The following is a 17,852-nucleotide window of genomic DNA, read 5'->3' as shown; positions in this document are numbered from 1 at the left end:
GGGGCGGGCGTTCGACGTTCGGGCGAGAAAGCTACGGCGTCGTCTGGCCCCCGCCCGACGATCCGCCGTTCACCGCTCCCGAGGAGCCCATGTACAGATTCGCAGCGATCGAATAGAACAGGTTGATGAGGAATTCCACGAGACCCTCCGCGTCATAGCTGATTTCGGATCGCCAAGATTATCCGAAGCCGATCCGAGGCCCGGACCGTACCCGCATATCGGTCGTTTCGCACGGCTTGTTTCACCTCGACACAGCGGTAGCGTTGAGAGGGGCATCGTGTAGTCGCTCCAGGACGGGAGTAACGACCATGAGCAAAGAGAAGTGGTGGGTTCTGGCGGGCCCGGACAGTGGCTGGTATCTCGAGCAGCGCGACAACGGCGACAACGTGGTCGTCAACAAGGCGACGTCCGAGGAGCACGTTCTCGCCGGCTACCAGTGGATGCACGTCAAGCATGCCGATGCGGTGACCGGTACGCCCGCACACGGCGTCAAGGTGCTCGGCGACGGCCCGCCGCCGTTCGGCGTCTGGACCGAGTTGCACGGAACCTGACAATCTGCCCGATTACGACGAAAAACTGAAACACGTTCCAGTACTGAGTTAGGTTGCTGGTGAAGTCGTCCGCAACCGACCAGGAGGAGCGCAGCGATGGCATGGACCCGCGACGAACTCGAAGCCGCATTCGAGAACTATCAGAAGACCGTCGTGCAGGCGACGCAGACCCGTGACTGGAACGCTTTCGCCGACCAGTTCACCGAGGACGCGACGTACCTCGAGCATGCGTTCGGCAGCTTCAACGGCCGCGAGGAGATCCGCCGCTGGGTCACCCGGACGATGACCGCGTTCCCGGGCAGCCGGATGCCCGAGTTCCCCGTCTCCTGGTACGTCATCGACGAGGATCGGGGCTGGGTGATCTGCGAGGTCCAGAACCCGATGGAGGATCCCGGCGACGGCACCGATCACGGCGCCGCGAACATCACGATCCTGCACTACGCGGGCGACAACCTGTGGTCGCACGAGGAGGACGCCTACAACCCGATGAACTTCTTCTCGATGGCGAAGAAGTGGTGCAAGCACGCCGAGGCGTCGGGCAATCTGCCCGAGGACGCGCGCGTCTGGCTCGAGAAGATGTCGCGGCTTCCGGGCTGATCAGGCCGAAACGACGACGGGCGCCCTCCGCATGGAGGGCGCCCGTCGTGTGTGCGAGTCGAAGGTCAGTAGCTCGTCCAGAGCACCGCGATGAGTGCGTTGACGATCGCCAGGATGCCGACGATGTGCGCGAAGTTGGGGTTGCCCTCGCCACGCTTCTGCCGTGCCCGGCCGATCTCGGCGACCGCAACGATGGCGAGCGTGATCACGAGCTTGACACCGATCTTGGCGTGGTCGTAGTCCTTACCGAGCGAATCGACGGCCTCGCCGAGTCCGACGATCACCAGACCGGACAGCAACTGGATGCGCGCGCCCCAGACCATCACCTCGCTGACGCGGGGGGCCTTCAGGACCGAGAGGTAGCCACCGACGATCGCGGCCATACCCAGCAGGTGGACGGCGACGAGGACGTTGTAGACGACAGACATGCCATTACCTTAGCTTTACGTATCCGGTGGCTTCACAATTCCCGCAAGAATCCATCCAAGGATTGATCCTCGGGCTAGGAAAAGAAGAACGGTTTGCGCATCGACCACTGCCCGCAATCGGGCTTGAGAATCGAGTTGAGGTCGATGCCGATCCCCTCGATCTTCCGCTTGTCGATCTCGAACTGGTGCATGTGCGCCGCCGGATGCACGAAGCCCGCCGGCGATCCCCAGTTGTGCTGCCAGAACCAGGCGCCGACACCGGCACGCAGGCAACGGTCGATCGTCGGCGAGTTCGCGTACACGCCGACGTTGCGCCGACCCAGGACGTCTTCCCACCCGCGCAGAAACGGTGCGATCAGGTTGTCGAACTCCCACCCGGACGGGTTGTCGTCGATGGAGGCGTAGATCGGACAGTTCTCCGGCCCACCTGCGGCGCGGTGCAATTCGAGGCCGCGCCGGGCATGGCGGACACCGGCGTCGTATCCGCCCCGCCAGTCCGACGTCGCTCCCTTGCCGAACTGGTAACACGAGACGATCTGCAGCCCGACCGCGGCCAGCGCAGCGGCCTCCCCGAGTTGCATGGGTTTGCCGAGCATCCAAGCCGCGTCGGGACGCCGGTCCGAGACGTAACGGATGGCGCCGACGTGCCCGGCCAGCCGAATACCGATGGGTGACGGGACGCCCGCGGAGTAGTCGATCAGTGTCGCCGGTCCCGCGTTCGCGACGGCGGGGCCGGCGACGGCCGCGACACCCGCTGCCGCGGTGCCGGCCGCGGCGATCCTGAACAGTTCTCGTCGGGAAACCTGCACTGCAAAACCTCGCATCACCGGCAGATTCCGGCATCGCTGTGACCGGGCGACCGTGACGTATTCGCCGCGCGCCCTGTGGGATTCGAGACCTATTTCACCACAGTCACTCTGGTTTCGTCAGTCACATCGGAGACTTCGGACTCCTAGTCCGACTCGAGCCCGGCGAAGAAGTCGGCGCGCACGGACACGTCCTCGACCACCCGCGTCGTGGTCTTCACGCCGAGCGAATGCTCCTTGAGCAGGGCGCACAACCGGTCCCCGTCGATCAGGTCGATCGGAGGCGCTCCGTCCCGCCGCGATTCGGCACGGGCCTCGCTCGTGAAGGTGCCCGTGGTGATCAGCAGGCCCTTCTCGCCGCGTCCGGCCATGGCGCCCCGCAGATCCCGGACCGCACCGGCCCCGACGCTGCCGCTGACCCGCTGGCACTGGAAGGCGACCGGGAAACTCAGCAGCGAGATCTGGCACATCCCGATGCCGTCGATGCTGCCGTCGGCGGTCCGCCCGGTGATGGTGGCGCTCGAGAAGCCGGCCTCGCGGAGCAGTCGCTGGGTGAGGCGTTCGAAACCCGTGGACGACATCCGCAGCAGCGAGTCCAGCAGGGTCGACTTCCATGCCACCGCATCGGCGGCGTCACCGTACGACGTCTCCGCCGTCGCCTCGGACTCCGAGTCCGATTCCGATTCCGCGTCTTGCAGTGGAACAGACTGCGCACCAGGCGCACTGGCCTTGCGGTTGAGGCGCTGACGACGCTTGTCCGCGGTGAACGCCGCCAACAGCGGGCGCAGTTCGGGCTCGGTCGCCTCCCGGCCCCGCTTCGTCACGCTCCACACTGCGCGCCTACTGTTCGCCAGCAGGCCCATACCCTTGAGATATGTACGCGCCCAAGCCAATCGGTACTCGACCTCGGTTCCGGGCCCGTCGCCGTGGAGCACCCCCTGCAACTCCGGCGACCAACCCTCCCGCTCGACGACTGCACTGTCGAGTTCGTTGTTGGACGCCGATCCGCCCAGCGCGATCAGCGCCTGGAGGGTAGGCCACAGCAGCTCGGTGTACGGCGGAAGCTGTGCAATCAGGGCCTCCTGACCGGCGACGTCTTCACGCTGTGGCTCCTGCACCTGCACACCCGCTCCCATCCGCGCCGTCCGTCGGCGGCCGCTCGACACCGGATCGCCGGCCGACCTGGATGTTATCGGGTGTCGTGCACTCCCCCGAATCCGGTGGTTCCGCCGGAGCGACGGAACCACCGGTGCCTCGTCAGGCGCGGGCGGCTGCGTCGCGCCCGGCGACCCGGCCGAACGCGAGGGCGTCGGCGATGTGGAATCCGCCGTCCTTCGTCCAACTGTAGGTCGAGCTCACCTCGCCGGCGGCGTACAGGCCGTCGATCACGCCTCCGCGGGTGTCGAGGACCCGCGCCCGGCCGTCCCGGCGAGGACCGCCGTTGCTCCAGCCCAGCAGAGGAGTGACGTCGAGGACGTAGAACGGGGCCTGCGACACCGCCCCGAGGGTCTGCGGGTCGCGGCCGAAGTGGTCGTCGACCCCGGCGGCGCAGGCCGCGTTGTACTGCTCGACGGTCCGCTCGAGCGTCTGGGGAGCGACCCCGATGATCTCGGCCAGTTCGGCGATCGAGTCGGCGCGCCGGATCCAGCCCTTCTCGATCTCGAGGCTGTTGTCCCGACTCCACTCGAACCCACGCATCAGCAGGTTCCAGCCCACCGGCAGCACGTCGGCGGTCGGGCTGAGGGGCCCGGCGGTCCGCATCTGCTCGTCGAAGATCAGCCGGAACGGGCGCTGCGGGAACAGTTCGTAGGTGCCGTTCCGGGAGATGTGGCCGTGCTTGGGCTCGGCCGCCTCGTCCACGAAGCGGCGACCGTCCTCGGACACCCACAGGTAGTTGTGTGCGTTCCACAGAGCGAGGTAGTGGCCGAACTCGTCGTCCCCGCGCACGCCGGTGATGGTCATCATGTTGCCCATGTGCCACAGGTCGGCGCCGATCGCCTGCGCCATGCGGTGGCCGTCGCCGGTCGACGCCGGCGAGCCCCACAGCACATGGTCCTCGACCCGGAGGTAGTCCCGCACCATCGTGGCGTCGGCCTGGAATCCTCCTGTCGCGAGCACCACACCGCCCCGCGCCCCGATCCGGCGCCGCCCGTCACCACCGTCGACTTCGACACCGACGACGACGCCGTCCTCGGTGATCAGCTCGACTGCGGGTGTCTCGAAACGGATCTCGATGCCGCGCGCGTCGAGCGCGGCACGCAGGAAGTCGTAGAGCAGTGAATTTCCCATACGCCCGCCGACGGTGTCCATGCCGGCGTAGCAGTCACTGCCGTCGAGCTCGAGATACTCGGGCTCCGTGTGATAGTCGGGGCTCAATGCGACGTCGGCCCCCAACTCCTTGAGCCACCGCGAGTTCTCGGCGGTCTCGGATGCCCACGCCGCGACGACGTCGTCGGCCACCGGGAAGGACGCGGTGAGCGAGTTCAGGAAGGTGCGCGCCCGCTCGGGGTCGCGGTTGACCCACCAGCCACCACCGGAGACGCGCGTGTTCCCGCCCGCGGTGGCCTCGTCGCACTTCTCGACGACCAGCACACTGGCTCCCGACTGATACGCACCGAGCGCCGCGGCCGAACCCGCCGCCCCCGAACCGATCACGACCACGTCGAATTCTTCGTCGAAACCCGCAACGTCCATGTTCACCCTCCGAGGTTGATGTGACCCACATCGCGATTCATGACAGATGTGATCCACACCATTTTCCATGCGGGCGGGTTCGGATCCGCGGTCCTTCCCGTCCAGTGGAACAGACTTCGCGACCTGGCGAATCCCACCGGGCGGGAAGATCTCCCGCGCTACGTGCCGCCCGGGGCATCATCGTCCCGGGGCGGCGTTCGCCGTCCAGGAACAAGCGAGGAGCGGCGATGTCGTCGGGGACCGATTGGGAAGAGGAGTACGGCTACTCGGATGCCGTGCTCAGCGGAGATCTCCTGTTCTGCTCGGGCCAGGTCGGGCTGGGGCCGGACGGCACTCCTCCCGCGGATCCGGAACGCCAGTACGAACTGGCGTTCGCGACGCTCGGCGCACTGCTCGCGAAGCACGGCGCCTCACCGCTCGATCTGGTGGAGTGGACGAGCTACCACGTCGACTACCCGCACCACATGTCGGAGTTCATGGCCGCCAAGGCCCGATTCCAGGGCGCCGCACGGCCCGCCTGGACCGCCATCGGGGTGGCCGCACTCGGCCAGCGCGGCATCCTCGTCGAGATCAAGGCGATCGCGCGGATCGGGACCGCTCGCTGAGCGACCCCCGCCGGCATCGAGGAAACGCTGCCGACGGATCAGCCGAGGGTGCCGTACACCGCCTTTCCCGCGAACACCGTGGCCTGCACTTCGAGGTCGGCCAACGTGTCGGGGTCCACGGTGAGCGGGTTCGCGGACAGGACGACGATGTCCGCGTGTGCGCCGGGAGTCAGTGACCCGACACTCTCGTCGCTGAACAGTTGCCACGCCGCGTCGATCGTCTGCGCGCGCAGTGCCGCACCGACGGGGATGCGTTCCTCGGGGGCGAGGACGTCGCCACTTCGGGAGCGTCGTGTGACCGCATCCGCGATGTTCCGGATCGGATTGGTCGGGGTGACCGGCCCGTCATTGTGGAACGAGATCCGCTGCCCGGCCGCGAGCGCGGAACCCGCTGCAGCCCAATGTGATCCGTGGTCGCGTCCGAACAGATCGTCGACCAGGACGTCACCCCAGTAGTACAGGTGGTCCACGAACAGGCTGCACGTGATGCCGAGGCGGGTGGCCCGACGGAACTGATCGGGTCGCATCGCGCCGACGTGCTCGAGCCGCAGACGGTGGTCGGGGCGAGGCTTGTCGCCCAGCATCTCTTCCCACGCGTCGAGCACCATCGTGATCGCTTCGTCGCCGTGCGAGTGGCAGGCGATCTGCCACCCCTGCTCGTAGTAGGGGGTGCTGATCTCGAGGATCTGGTCCTTCGTGTAGTTGGCGTGCCCGTGGCTGCAGGCCATCCCGAGCGCCCGGGTGGCCGCGGTGTCGAGGTACGGGAAGCTGAGTGCGATGTTGCCGATCCACGGGGAGCCGTCGGACCAGATCTTGATGCCCACCTGCCGGACCAGGTCGTCGCCGGCACCCGGGGCGACATCGGAGGACCGTCGCGGCCCGGACGTCTCGTACAGCCGCAGCCGGGTGGTGAGGATGCCCGCCTCGGCTGCCGCCGCGAGCGCCGGACGCATCGCGGGGTCGAACGCCATCTCGCTGACCGTCGTCACCCCGGCCGCATTCATGCGGGCGCACTCCGCGGCCAGCAGTTGGGGGAAGCGGTCGACGTGCGATGTCAACTGCGGGCTCGCGACCGCGAGCACTGCCGCCATCTCGTACGCGACGCCGTCCAGGTCCCCGGATTCGTCGCGGCCGAAGCGCGCGCCCTCGGGGTCGGGGGTGTCGCGGGTGACGCCGGCGGCGAGCGCGGCGGCGGAGTTGAAGTAGGCAGCGTGCCCCGAGTTGTGCAGGATCACCAGGGGCGCGTCGGGCGACCTCTCGTTCATCCATTGCAGGGCGGGATCGGCCAACCCCTTCTGCAGCAGTGGATCCCAGCCGTTGAGCAGCGCGCCGTCCGGTCCGCCGTCGGCGACGGCCTGGTCGATGGCGGCGAGCACACCGGCCGCGTCCGGGATCGTCACCGGCCGGATGTCGACGACGGGCTCTCCCAGCACCACCGCCTCGTTCAGCGGATGTCCGTGTGCCTCGATGAATCCGGGCATGATGCACGCTGCACCCAGGTCGTGGACGGTGGTGCCCGGTCCGATGTGCGGCGCGATCTCCGAGTCCGAGCCGACGGCGACGATTCGTCCGTTCGCGACGGCGACCGCGGCGGCCCGCGGATTCGCGTCGTCCATGGTCACGATGTCGCCGAAGAGCACCAGATCCGCCATTGCCACACCCTGTCACTTCCCGCTCGCTCGGGCCTCCGCACGGCCGAGGTCTCGCAGGCGCAACGCTACCCACCGTCCGCTCCGTACGCGCGCCGAATGTCGTGTCGGCAACACGACATCGGGTAGGAAGGACCCGAGTACGTTCGATCGACGCAGGGGACGAAGGAGAGCAACATGGCGAAGAAGCGGTGGGCCGATCTCAGCCCACGCCAGCGTGCGGTGATTCTCGTGCTGGGTTCGGTGCAGTTGAGCCTGGCCGCTACCGCGTGGACGGATCTCGCGAGGCGAGACCGGGATCAGGTCAACGGCAGCAAAGGCAAGTGGGCCGCGATCATCGCGGTGAACTTCCTCGGACCGCTGTCCTATTTCCGTTGGGGCAGGAAAACATCCGCGTAGTCGGGTAGCTGCACACCTCAGTCGGTCCGGGTGCCCGGATCACGCTGGTCGACGAGGTCTGCGAACACGACGGTGTTGTCGCGATAGCTGCGGACGGAGTCGTCGAACTCTCCCCCGCACGTGATCAGTCGGAGCCCGGGGTGGTCGAGGTCTCCGTACACGGCGCTCGTCGGGAACTCGGATTTCGCGAAGCGTTCGACGCTCGCCACCCGGAACACGGCGGTGACGCCGTCGCTTCGGGTGGCGGTGACCTCGTCGCCGGGCCGGAGTTCGTGGAGTCGATGGAAGACTCCGGGGTCGCCCTTCCAATCCACGTGCCCGGCGACGATCGCGGGGCCGATCTCTCCGGGCACCGGTGAGCCGGAATACCAACCGGCGGGATGTCCTTCGGGCGGCACTTCGAGCGCACCGTCAGGCTCGAGGCCGAGCATCATCAGATCCGAGGTGACGCCGATCGTCGGGATCGAGATGCTCACCGGATGCAGTGTCGCCGGCGCGGCCGACGATTGTGCTGCCGCTGGGTGCGTGACTGATTGTGTCGAGGCCGGCGGTTGCTCGTTCGCCTGTTCCGTGCTGGCGCATCCGGTGAGGGCGAGCGCGGCGACGGCGCAGGCCGCGACAACCGCCGACAGGCCGTTGCGTCGCGTGCGCGAGCAACGGCCTGTCGATCTGTGGGTCATGGAACTGTGACGCTCCTACGAGTTTCGACGGTGCCGACCGGCCACCGTGGCCCCGGCCGCCGCTGCAAGTAGCAATGCGGTACCGAGGAGTGCTCCACGCGCCGGGGCTTCGTCGGTAATGCCCTTTCCGCCCGCCTCGACGCCACCGACCGGCACCGCCGATATCTGACCGCCGGTACGGGTGGCACCGGCTTCCGACGTGGCGGTCGGTGCTGCGATGTCCTGCGCGGCCACGACACCGGCGACTGCCGTTGCCGGCAGGGCGATGCCCTCGACCTGGCCTGCTGCGGATCCTTCGCCGCTTCCGGCTCCGCCGCCGGCGGTGCTTCCGAGGACCGCTCCGCCCGCGAGGGCGCTGCCGAGGGCCGCACTGCCGACTGTCGCTCCGCCGGCGAGCGCACTGCCGAAGGTCAGGCCACCGATCGCGGCACTGCCGAGGATGGGTGCCGCACTGCCCAGCGCTGCACTACCCAGTTCCGGGCTTCCGAGGCTGCCGGCGTCGCCGGTGCTCCCCGATTCGCCCGCGCTGCCACTGTCGGTGCTGCCGGAATCAGCACTGCCCGCATCGACACCGCCAACGCTGCCCGAGTCGCCCGCGCTTCCCAGAGCACCCGCACCACCCAAGACCGGAAGCGCCAAACTACCCAACGGAAGCGCGAGACTACCCAGCGCCAACTCACCCAGGCTCCCCAGATCCGCACCGGCACCACTACCGGAAGCGGCACTGCCGGAATCAGACCCGGTATCGGCAGTGCCGGAATCACTGCCCATCCCGAGATCGGCCAGGCTACCCAGATCCAGCCCCGCATCGCCGCCGCTACCCGACGCCAAGCTACCCAGCGGAAGCGCGAGACTACCGAGCACCAACTCACCCAGGCTCCCGAGACCCAGATCACCGGCACTACCGGTGTCCCCGGCACTACCAGCACCGAGATCGGCCAGGCTGCCGAGATTCAGATCGGTGCTACCACCGGAACTGCCGGAATCAGCACTGCCCGCATCGACACCGCCAACGCTGCCCGAGTCGCCCGTGCTTCCCAGAGCACCCGCACTACCCAAGACCGGAAGCGCCAAACTACCCAACGGAAGCGCGAGACTGCCGAGCGCCAACTCACCCAGGCTCCCCAGATCCGCACCGGCACCACTACCGGAATCGGAACTGCCGGAATCAGACCCGGTATCTGTACTGCCGGTGCCCCCGGCGCTACCAGTACCAAGATCGGCCAGGCTGCCGAGATTCAGATCAGCACTACCACCGTCCGCGCTACCACTGCCACTGCCCGATCCGAGGCTGCCGAGCGCAAGCTCCGAGAGACTCCCCAGATCGAGATCGCCACTGCCCGAGCTACCACCGGCACTGCCCGAATCAGACCCGGTATCGGCACTGCCTGTGTCCCCGGCGCTACCAGCACCGAGATCGGCCAGGCTGCCGAGATTCAGATCGGCGCTACCACCGGAACTGCCGGAATCAGCACTGCCAGCATCGACACCGCCGACGCTGCCCGAGTCACCCGCGCTTCCCAGAGCACCCGCACTGCCCAAGACCGGAAGCACCAAACTACCCAACGGAAGCGCGAGACTACCCAGCGCCAACTCACCCAGGCTGCCCAGATCCAGATCACCGGCACTACCGGCATCCCCGGCACTTCCAGCACCGAGATCGGCCAGGCTGCCGAGATTCAGATCGGCACTACCGTCCGCGCTACCACCGGCACTGCCCGAATCAGACCCGGTATCGGCACTGCCGGAATCACTACCCGCCCCGAGATCGGCCAGACTGCCAAGATTCAGATCGGCACTACCGTCCGCGCTACCACTGCCACTGCCTGATCCGAGGCTGCCGAGCGCAAGCTCGGAGAGACTCCCCAGATCGAGATCGCCACTCCCGGAGCTACCACCGGCACTACCGGAATCGGCACTGCCGGCATCGACACCGCCAACGCTGCCCGAGTCGCCCGTGCTTCCCAGAGCACCCGCACTACCCAAGACCGGAAGCGCCAAACTACCCAACGGAAGCGCGAGACTACCCAGCGCCAACTCACCCAGGCTCCCCAGATCCGCACCGGCACCACTACCGGAATCGGCACTGCCCGAATCAGACCCGGCCCCGGCACTGCCGGTGCCCCCGGCGCTACCAGCACCGAGATCGGCGAGACTGCCGAGATTCAGATCGGCACTACCGTCCGCGCTACCACTGCCACTGCCCGATCCGAGGCTGCCGAGCGCAAGCTCCGAGAGACTCCCCAGATCGAGATCGCCACTGCCCGAGCTACCACCGGCACTGCCCGAATCAGACCCGGTATCAGCGCTGCCGGAATCACTACCCGTCCCGAGATCGGCCAGGCTCCCCAGATCCAGCCCCGTATCGCCGCCACTGCCCGACGCCAAGCTACCCAGCGGAGCAGCCAAACTGCCCAACGGAAGCGCCAGACTACCCAGCGCCAACTCCCCCAGGCTCCCCAGATCCAGACCACCGGCACTACCGGTATCCCCGGCGCTACCAGCACCAAGATCGGCGAGACTGCCAAGATTCAGATCGCCACTCCCCGAACTACCACCGGCACTGCCGGAGTCAGCGCTCCCGGCTCCGAGGTCCGCCAGACTGCCCAGACCGAGATCGCCAGCACTACCGGTATCGCCGGCACTACCAGCACCAAGATCGGCCAGGCTGCCGAGATTCAGATCGGCACTACCGTCCGCGCTACCACTGCCACTGCCCGATCCGAGGCTGCCGAGCGCAAGCTCCGAGAGACTCCCCAGGTCCAGATCGCCACTGCCCGAGCTACCACCGGTACTGCCGGAATCAGCGCTCCCGGCTCCGAGGTCCGCCAGACTGCCCAGACCGAGATCGCCAGCACTACCGGTGTCGCCCGTGCTGCCGCCTCCGATGTTGCCGAGGCTTCCGAGGACCAATTGGGCGAGACCGTTGAGGTCGAGGTTGCCCGCGCTGCCGGCGTTCACGCCGCCGTTCGCACCGCCGGGACCCACGGCGCTCCCGAGGCCGCCCTGCCCATTTCCGCCGGCGCTGCTCCCGAGGCCTGCGAGTCCACCGTTCGCGCCACCGTTGGCGCTACTTCCGATGCCGTTGCCGGGCACCGGTTCCGCGTGGCCGACGGCGGGCGTGGCGATTGTCAGGGCGCCGACGGCCGTCGCGGCGACCATGATGCGGCTCTTCATCTTCAGTGTGCGGATGTTTCTGCCCCTGTGGGTAGACATCGTTATTCGACCTCCTGATCGGCATGCACAGCAATGCAAAGACAGTCAGCCCAAATCGCATGACGACAGAATCGACGAACGACGCCCCCCAAGAATCCGTCAATCCCCCGATTGACGGATAGCAACTTTCCCCCGGCCACATGCATACAGGCGGAACGACGATAACATCTCGAACCGGTATCGATTGCGAAACCCTCACCGCACCTTGTGATTCGTCAAGCTGCGGCGGTGCCCGATGCGATGCGATCTACCCGCCGATCTGGCATTTTCGTTCCGGAGGACACCACGTCGCCCTCAGATTCGGTGATCGGGCTCCGCGGTGTTCGCATACGCCTTGGCCCACCGGTAGTCGGGTTTTCCACTGGGTGTGCGTTCGACGCGGTCGGCGACCCAGATCGAGCGCGGAATCTTGTAGCCGGCCAGACGAACGCGCGAGTGACGTTCCACGTCACCGAAATCGATGGCTGCACCGTCCCGAGCCTGCACCACCGCGGCGACGCGGTGCCCCCACCGCTCGTCGGGCACCCCGATCACGATCGCGTCGTACACGTCCGGATGAGCCTTGACGACGCTCTCGACCTCCTCCGCGAAGACCTTCTCCCCACCTGTGTTGATCACCATGTTTCCCCTGCCCAGCAGGGTGATCGAGCCGTCGGCCTCGACCTTGGCGCGATCACCTGTAACGACCACCCGTTCACCGTCGATGACACGGAAGATCTCGGCGCTCTTCTCCGGGTCCTTGTAGTAGCCGACAGGTACGTGGCCGCCCTTGGCCAGCCACCCGTCGGCAGTGGATCCGGGTGCGACGCGGTCACCGTTGTCGTCGACCACGAAGGAGGCTCGACCAGGCTGCACCCGAGGACCACCACTGTCGGGTCCGTCCTTCGACGCGAATCCGATACCGCCGAAACCTGTTTCGGACGATCCGACCGAGTCGGATACAAGTATGCCGGGGAAGGTGTCGAGGAAGGCCGTCTTGACGGCCGGTGAGAAGAGCGCGGCACCTGACGCCACCACTGCGAGGCTGGAGACGTCGGCCGTCGATTCGGCGAACGCTTCGACGAGCGGTCGACCCATCGCGTCTCCGGTGATGATGAGGACCTGAACATTCCTCTGTTCCACTATCTTCCACGCCCGATGGGCGTCGAACTTGGGGTCGAGGACGACGGTGTTTCCGGTGAACAGTGCCGTGAACGTCGGCATCATGGCGGCGGCGTGGATCAACGGCGGCAGCGCGAACCAGCGCATCGGCTCTCCGGCCGTCCCCATGCGGGACTGCTGGTACTCGTCGGCGACCGGTTCGCCACTGTAGAAATCGATGCCGCCACCGAGCACGCGCCAGATGTCCTCCTGGTGCCACACGACACCCTTCGGCCGTCCCGTGGTGCCCCCGGTGTACATCAGGAACAGGTCGTCGCTGCGCCGCTCGTCGAAGTCGCGGACCGTGGAGCTTCCGTCGAGCGCATCCTCGTACTGGACACCGGGACAGCGCAACCCGAGTCCGCCCTGGTCGTCCTCGACGACGACGGTGTGCCGGATCCCCGGCAGTGCCGGCAGGACCTCCTCGATCCGCGGCCCGTACACCCGGTGGTGGATCACCGCCTCGAGATCGGCGTTGTCGTACACGTACGCCAGTTCGTCGCGGGTGTAGCGATAGTTGATGTTGACCGGCACCGCGCGGATCTTGAACACCGCGATCAGCGACTCCATCGTTTCCAGCGAGTTGTGGAGGTGGATACCGATGTGGGAGCCGACTCCGAAGCCCTCGGCCAGCAGATGGTGGGCCAGCCGGTTGGCACGTTCGTCCAGTTCGCGGTAGGTGAGCTCACGGTCGCCGCTGATGAGCGCGATCCGGTCCGGCATCGCGTCGACGGCATGCTCGAACAGGTCGGCAAGGTTGAGTGCCACGCGTGACGTCCTTCCGGTCAGGTCCGCTCACACGACGGTGAGCGGCAAGGGGATACCTCTGTCCGCGAACGCGAAGTTCGCTCCGGTGCTGAAGCGGGTGATGGCCACCTCGCCGCATTCCTTCGCCGGGGTGTCCTCGGTGCGCACGTCGACCACCAACGCGTCCGGGCCTTCCGACGCGACGTGTGCGGTGAAGCGTGCGTTCACGCCTCGCACCAGGGCCTGCAGCGGCTCGAGGTGGTCGCCGTCGATCAGCGTCGGCCACGCCCCGTCGGTGTCGGCACGTCCCCGCCGCCCGATCGTGATGCGCAGGTGGCCGTCGTCGAACGCGATCCGGCTGTCGACGTACTGTTTCGGCGCCAACAGGGGGTGCACCGACAGCACCGCGGCGAGACCCTCCAGGTCGTCGGGCAGTCCCAGCGCGTCTCGGATCCGTTCGGCGGCCAACCCCGCGATGCCGGTGAGCTGTTTGCGGGTGATGGTTCGCGCGGTCTCCTCGTCGGTGCGCTTGCGGACCCCGACGAGGAAGCCGAGCGCCAGCAGATGGTGCTGCAGGGACACTTCCTCCGCGATCCGCACCAGCGCCGACCGTGAAAAGTCGGCGAACCGCACGTCCGACAGCAGCGGGCCCGCGTAGTCGGCCCGGCCGTCGTCGTCGGTGTCGATGGGGGTCAGTTCGGTCGCGACGGCGGCGGTCCGTCCGATGGCCTCGGTGTGCGGTTGCACGACCGGCGGGACGTGGGACGGGTCGATCGTGACGGTCCATGCACAGTGCGGGTGCCGGTCGGCGGGCACGCGCGGCGGACGGTGGAGGGGCCGCACCTGCGCGTGGACGTTGGTGGCGAGGGCGGTCGCGTCGAACGTCGGGTCCTCGATGTCGTGGCACATCGAGGTGACGAAGGCGTCGCCCATCGGTTCGACGTCCATGAGCGCGCCGCAATGATCGAGCCAGAACTCGCCGTGGTCGTGATCGTCGACGCGGAACCGGAAGTCCATGAACTGTGGCGGCGCGCCGATGTCGAGTTGCAGGCCCTTGAAGATGGTCTCGACACTGTCGCCCTCGTAGTTCAGGGCCCGCTGCATGCGCCGCGTGTACCAGGGGCTCGACGCCTGCCATTCCTCGATCGCGACCTCGGTCATCCCCTCGCGCCCGAACGCACCGATCAGGTGCGCCATCCCCGAGCGGTCGATCAGTTGCCCGCAGAGCAGCAACTCCGGGACGAGCACGGCGAGGTCTGCGCGGGACAGGGCCTCGAACGACGATCGGGTCGGCTTGGCGGTCACCACAGCTCCACCGGCGACGTGCCGGCCGGGAACCAGCCGGGCAGCTTCCGCCCCGAGACCGAACGCTGGATGCGCGCCGACATCCCCTCGGACAGTGCATTGTTCGTGATCATCTCGACGAACAGTGCCGACACGTTGCCGAAGTCGAAGAAGTCCCGCTGCCACTCCCACTGGAAGTCGCCGCCGTAGCGGAACCAGCTGCCGCCGATGCCGTGGACCTGGTAGTGACTGCCGTCGTCGCGTGTTCGGTCGGCCACCTGCTTCCACAGTCCGATGACGTCGCCGGTGTGGTCGTCGATCACGAACTGCTGGTACGGGTACTGCCAGCCCTCGAGCCCGAGCATCTCCTGCCCCAGTGCCAGTTCGCGGATCTCGTCGCGGCCGACTGCCATGAAGTCCTGCTGTGGGCCGTAGTTCCAACCGTAGGTGGCGTCCTCGGTGTACATCTGCGCCAACGGCTTCCAGTCACCGTTGGCCTCGCAGCGCTTGTTCTCCTCGATCCAGCGCTGGACCATCTCGTCGAGCTCGGCGCGATCGAACCGGGTCATCTCTCACTCACCTTCCGTCGTGTGGGCACTGTGGTCGTTCACGAGCCGGAGTGCGGCTGTGGGGCAGTACTGCACTGCGCGTTCGACATCCGCACGCAGCTCGTCGGGGATCTCGCCGTCGGCGATCTCGACCTGTCCACGCCTGGGCACGCTGAAGACGCCGGGAGCCTCGAGCTCACACATCGCGTGTCCCTGGCACAGGTCGAGGTCCACTTCGACCCTCATCACCCCTCGCTTCCCCGTGTCCGTCGGCGGTAGCGCACGCGGCACGGCTGTTCGAGCTGGACGACCATCTTGCTGTGGTCGTTGCGGTAACTGTCGGCGGGTTGGGCCATGTCGAATTCGAAGTCCTGCAGCAGGATCGAGAAGATCGCCTTCAGCTGCATCAGCGCGAAGGCGGCACCGACGCAGCGATGCCGTCCGGCCCCGAACGGGATCCAGGTCCACCGATTGACGATGTCCTCCTGGTTGGGATCGATGTAGCGACCGGGATCGAACGTGTCGGGGTTCGGGAAGTCCTCGGGGATCCGGTTCGAGATCGCCGGCGTCGCCGCCACCAGATCACCCTCGGCGATGCGATGGCCCGCCACCTCGAAGTCGCCGCAGGCCACCCGCAGGAGCAGAATCAGCGGCGGGTGCAGCCGGAGGGTCTCCTTGAGTACCGATTCGAGGATCGGGATCTGCCGCAGCCCGGCGAACGTGATGTCCGCGCCGACGCCGTACAGTCCGTCGAGTTCGGCCGTCACCTTCTGCAGGACGTCCGGGTGCCGCAACAGTTCGATCAGTGTCCATGCGGCGGTCCCGGACGTCGTGTGGTGGCCGGCGAACATCATCGAGATGAAGATGCCGGTGATCTCGTCGGCGCTGAATCGTTGTGCGCCGTCCTCGTCCTTGATCGAGACGAGCACATCGAGCATGTCCCGATCATCCTTGCCGCGTGGAGGATTCGCGATCCGGTCCGCCATGATCTCCTGCACCAGCGCGACCAGCGCGACGCGTGCCTCGTCGCGCCGGCGGAAGCTCTCGATGGGCGCGTACGGATCGACGAACGCGATCGCATCGGTGCCCTGCTCGAGCTCGTGGTAGAGCCGCGCGAACCGCTCGTCGAGCTGGTCGCGGAACTTCTTGCCGATCAGGCACGCCGACGACGTGTAGATGGTCAGTTCCGCGAAGAACTCGAGCAGGTCGATCTCGCCCTCGTCGGCCCACGTTCCGACCAGGCGCGCGACCTCGTGCGAGATCGTCGCGGCGTGGCCCTTCATCTGCTCGCCGCGCAGCGCCGAATTGTGCAGCATCTCCTTGCGCCGCTCGGGGCTGGCGTCGAACACCACACCCTCGCCGAAGATCGGCTTCATGAACGGGTACGCGGCCTGCTGGTCCAGTTCGGTGTCCGAGGAGCGGAAGAAGAACTCGTTGGCCTCCGCCCCCGACAGCAGCACGACGTTGCGGTCGGCGAGACGGAACGACCCGACGTCCCCGCATTCCTCACGCACCCTGCGCATCAGCGCGATCGGGTCGGTGCGCAATTCCTCGAGGTGGCCGTGCTCGTGTTCGCCCCCGGACACGCGCCGGGGTTCGACGACGGTGGTCATTCGTCGTCCTTCCGCAGGGGCGCCTCGGGCTGGACCTCGACGAGCACCATGTGGGCGCCGCGCGGGGTCGACACGACGGCGACGACGGCCGCCGCGATGTCGGATGCGCGCAGGAAGTAGGGGTGCCGGGCCTGGCCCCACTTCGACCAGGCCTCGAGCATCGGCCCGACGACCTCGGGCGAGGAGTCCATCCCCATGCCGGTCAGCGTCGGGCCGGGGCGCACGATCGACGCCCGAACCCCGGTGCCCTCGAGTTCCATCCGCATCTGCCGCCCCATGGCTTCGAGGCCCGTCTTGGCGGCGTTGTAGGCACCCATCCACGGCCGCGGCATGTCGGCGCAGTCCGATCCGACCAGGACGAAGTCGCCACGACGCCGTTCGATCATCCCGGGAAGGACGCGATTCACCAGTCGCTGGGCGCCGACGAGGTGCACATTCACCTGCGCGAGGAAGCTGTCCGGATCCATCTCGTGGGCCTGCGAGAACACCAGGTCGCCGGCACCGGACAGCACGATCTCGGCGGGTCCCAGCCGTTCCTCGGCGTCGGTGACGAAGCGGTCCACCGACGCGGTGTCGGTGACGTCGAGGTGCAGCGCGACCGCCTCCCCGCCGTTGCTGCGGATCTTGTCGGCGATCTCCTCGCACTGTTCGGTGCGGCGGGCCCCGAGCGCCACCGGATGGCCGAGTTCGGCGAGGGCGTAGGCGGTTGCGGTCCCGATGCCCGACGACGCGCCCGCGATGAGGGCCGGCCGCCGGTCCGGATGGGGTTCGAATCTAGGCACTGCGCACCTTCACTTTCGTGGGGGGAGAAGCGAAACCTCGAACATTCGTGGAATGGACTCGTAGCGCGCGAGACTCGTCGACCCCGACCCCCCGACGCGGGCCGGGCGACCCC

Annotated in this window: 18 protein-coding genes; 5 read left to right on the top strand and 13 right to left on the bottom strand. The window is 67.4% G+C overall.

Going from position 1 to position 17,852, the window contains the following annotated elements; all coding sequences use genetic code 11:
* The first annotated feature begins 308 nt into the window (after nucleotides 1–308).
* Nucleotides 309–551 carry a hypothetical protein gene (locus IJ15_RS0120010; RefSeq protein ID WP_031940116.1) on the top strand — a complete coding sequence of 81 codons (243 nt, stop codon included), beginning with the start codon at nucleotides 309–311 and terminating at the stop codon, nucleotides 549–551.
* A gap of 96 nt (nucleotides 552–647) precedes the next feature.
* Nucleotides 648–1,148, top strand: coding sequence for a nuclear transport factor 2 family protein (locus IJ15_RS0120005; protein ID WP_031940115.1), 501 nt, complete (start codon nucleotides 648–650; stop codon nucleotides 1,146–1,148).
* 65 nt (nucleotides 1,149–1,213) lie between these two features.
* Here IJ15_RS0120005 and IJ15_RS0120000 read toward each other — a convergent pair whose 3' ends face one another.
* The 4 genes from IJ15_RS0120000 to IJ15_RS0119985 all read right to left on the bottom strand — a co-directional run bounded on the left by IJ15_RS0120000 (nucleotide 1,214) and on the right by IJ15_RS0119985 (nucleotide 5,076).
* A complete protein-coding gene (locus tag IJ15_RS0120000) occupies nucleotides 1,214–1,576 on the bottom strand; it encodes a hypothetical protein (protein ID WP_031940114.1) in 363 nt (120 codons plus the stop codon).
* A 74-nt stretch (nucleotides 1,577–1,650) separates the two neighbouring features.
* Entirely contained in the window at nucleotides 1,651–2,400 is a 750-nt protein-coding gene (locus IJ15_RS0119995; RefSeq protein WP_031940113.1) for a DUF1906 domain-containing protein, read from the bottom strand.
* 128 nt (nucleotides 2,401–2,528) lie between these two features.
* Nucleotides 2,529–3,506 carry a restriction endonuclease gene (locus IJ15_RS0119990; protein ID WP_231569606.1) on the bottom strand — a complete coding sequence of 326 codons (978 nt, stop codon included), beginning with the start codon at nucleotides 3,504–3,506 and terminating at the stop codon, nucleotides 2,529–2,531.
* 133 nt (nucleotides 3,507–3,639) lie between these two features.
* Complete coding sequence (locus IJ15_RS0119985) at nucleotides 3,640–5,076, bottom strand: FAD-dependent oxidoreductase (protein WP_031940111.1); 1,437 nt, start codon at nucleotides 5,074–5,076, stop codon at nucleotides 3,640–3,642.
* Nucleotides 5,077–5,303: 227 nt separating this feature from the next.
* Between IJ15_RS0119985 and IJ15_RS0119980 the strand changes: the two genes are divergently transcribed.
* Entirely contained in the window at nucleotides 5,304–5,681 is a 378-nt protein-coding gene (locus IJ15_RS0119980) for a RidA family protein (protein ID WP_031940110.1), read from the top strand.
* Between the two features lie 38 nt (nucleotides 5,682–5,719).
* On the opposite strand, the gene IJ15_RS0119975 is transcribed toward IJ15_RS0119980, so the two are convergent.
* On the bottom strand, nucleotides 5,720–7,339 hold the full coding sequence (locus tag IJ15_RS0119975; protein WP_231569605.1) for an amidohydrolase: 1,620 nt from the start codon (nucleotides 7,337–7,339) through the stop codon (nucleotides 5,720–5,722).
* 168 nt (nucleotides 7,340–7,507) lie between these two features.
* On the opposite strand from IJ15_RS0119975, the gene IJ15_RS0119970 reads away from it, so the two are divergent.
* Nucleotides 7,508–7,729 carry a PLDc N-terminal domain-containing protein gene (locus tag IJ15_RS0119970; protein ID WP_031940108.1) on the top strand — a complete coding sequence of 74 codons (222 nt, stop codon included), beginning with the start codon at nucleotides 7,508–7,510 and terminating at the stop codon, nucleotides 7,727–7,729.
* A gap of 17 nt (nucleotides 7,730–7,746) precedes the next feature.
* Here IJ15_RS0119970 and IJ15_RS0119965 read toward each other — a convergent pair whose 3' ends face one another.
* Nucleotides 7,747–8,205 carry a class F sortase gene (locus IJ15_RS0119965; protein WP_231569604.1) on the bottom strand — a complete coding sequence of 153 codons (459 nt, stop codon included), beginning with the start codon at nucleotides 8,203–8,205 and terminating at the stop codon, nucleotides 7,747–7,749.
* Between the two features lie 49 nt (nucleotides 8,206–8,254).
* Between IJ15_RS0119965 and IJ15_RS26765 the strand changes: the two genes are divergently transcribed.
* Entirely contained in the window at nucleotides 8,255–8,419 is a 165-nt protein-coding gene (locus IJ15_RS26765) for a hypothetical protein (protein WP_231569603.1), read from the top strand.
* Between the two features lie 5 nt (nucleotides 8,420–8,424).
* Here the strand turns inward: IJ15_RS26765 and IJ15_RS26175 are convergent, their stop codons facing one another.
* From IJ15_RS26175 to IJ15_RS0119930, 7 genes are all read right to left on the bottom strand, one after another.
* Nucleotides 8,425–11,625, bottom strand: coding sequence for a beta strand repeat-containing protein (locus tag IJ15_RS26175; RefSeq protein WP_156112168.1), 3,201 nt, complete (start codon nucleotides 11,623–11,625; stop codon nucleotides 8,425–8,427).
* A 294-nt stretch (nucleotides 11,626–11,919) separates the two neighbouring features.
* A complete protein-coding gene (locus IJ15_RS0119955) occupies nucleotides 11,920–13,533 on the bottom strand; it encodes an acyl-CoA synthetase (protein ID WP_031940105.1) in 1,614 nt (537 codons plus the stop codon).
* A gap of 27 nt (nucleotides 13,534–13,560) precedes the next feature.
* Nucleotides 13,561–14,820, bottom strand: a complete 1,260-nt coding sequence (locus tag IJ15_RS0119950) for a hypothetical protein (RefSeq protein ID WP_031940104.1) — start codon at nucleotides 14,818–14,820, stop codon at nucleotides 13,561–13,563.
* Nucleotides 14,814–15,365 carry a Cif family virulence factor gene (locus IJ15_RS0119945; RefSeq protein ID WP_031940103.1) on the bottom strand — a complete coding sequence of 184 codons (552 nt, stop codon included), beginning with the start codon at nucleotides 15,363–15,365 and terminating at the stop codon, nucleotides 14,814–14,816. The genes IJ15_RS0119950 and IJ15_RS0119945 overlap by 7 nt, the downstream gene beginning before the upstream one ends.
* A gap of 3 nt (nucleotides 15,366–15,368) precedes the next feature.
* Nucleotides 15,369–15,590 carry a ferredoxin gene (locus tag IJ15_RS0119940; protein ID WP_031940102.1) on the bottom strand — a complete coding sequence of 74 codons (222 nt, stop codon included), beginning with the start codon at nucleotides 15,588–15,590 and terminating at the stop codon, nucleotides 15,369–15,371.
* Nucleotides 15,590–16,957 (bottom strand): cytochrome P450, encoded by a 1,368-nt coding sequence (locus tag IJ15_RS0119935; RefSeq protein WP_031940101.1) that lies wholly within the window; start codon nucleotides 16,955–16,957, stop codon nucleotides 15,590–15,592. The genes IJ15_RS0119940 and IJ15_RS0119935 overlap by 1 nt, the downstream gene beginning before the upstream one ends.
* The gene (locus tag IJ15_RS0119930) at nucleotides 16,954–17,739 is read right to left on the bottom strand and encodes an SDR family oxidoreductase (protein WP_031940100.1); all 786 of its coding nucleotides are present in this window, start codon (nucleotides 17,737–17,739) and stop codon (nucleotides 16,954–16,956) included. The genes IJ15_RS0119935 and IJ15_RS0119930 overlap by 4 nt, the downstream gene beginning before the upstream one ends.
* Between the last annotated feature and the right edge of the window lie 113 nt (nucleotides 17,740–17,852).

The sequence above is a fragment of the Prescottella defluvii genome (assembly GCF_000738775.1).
GTDB classification, from domain to species: Bacteria; Actinomycetota; Actinomycetes; order Mycobacteriales; family Mycobacteriaceae; genus Prescottella; species Prescottella defluvii.
The sequence above is the reverse complement of the archived record's forward strand: the minus strand, read 5'-3'. Positions and strand labels throughout refer to the sequence as shown.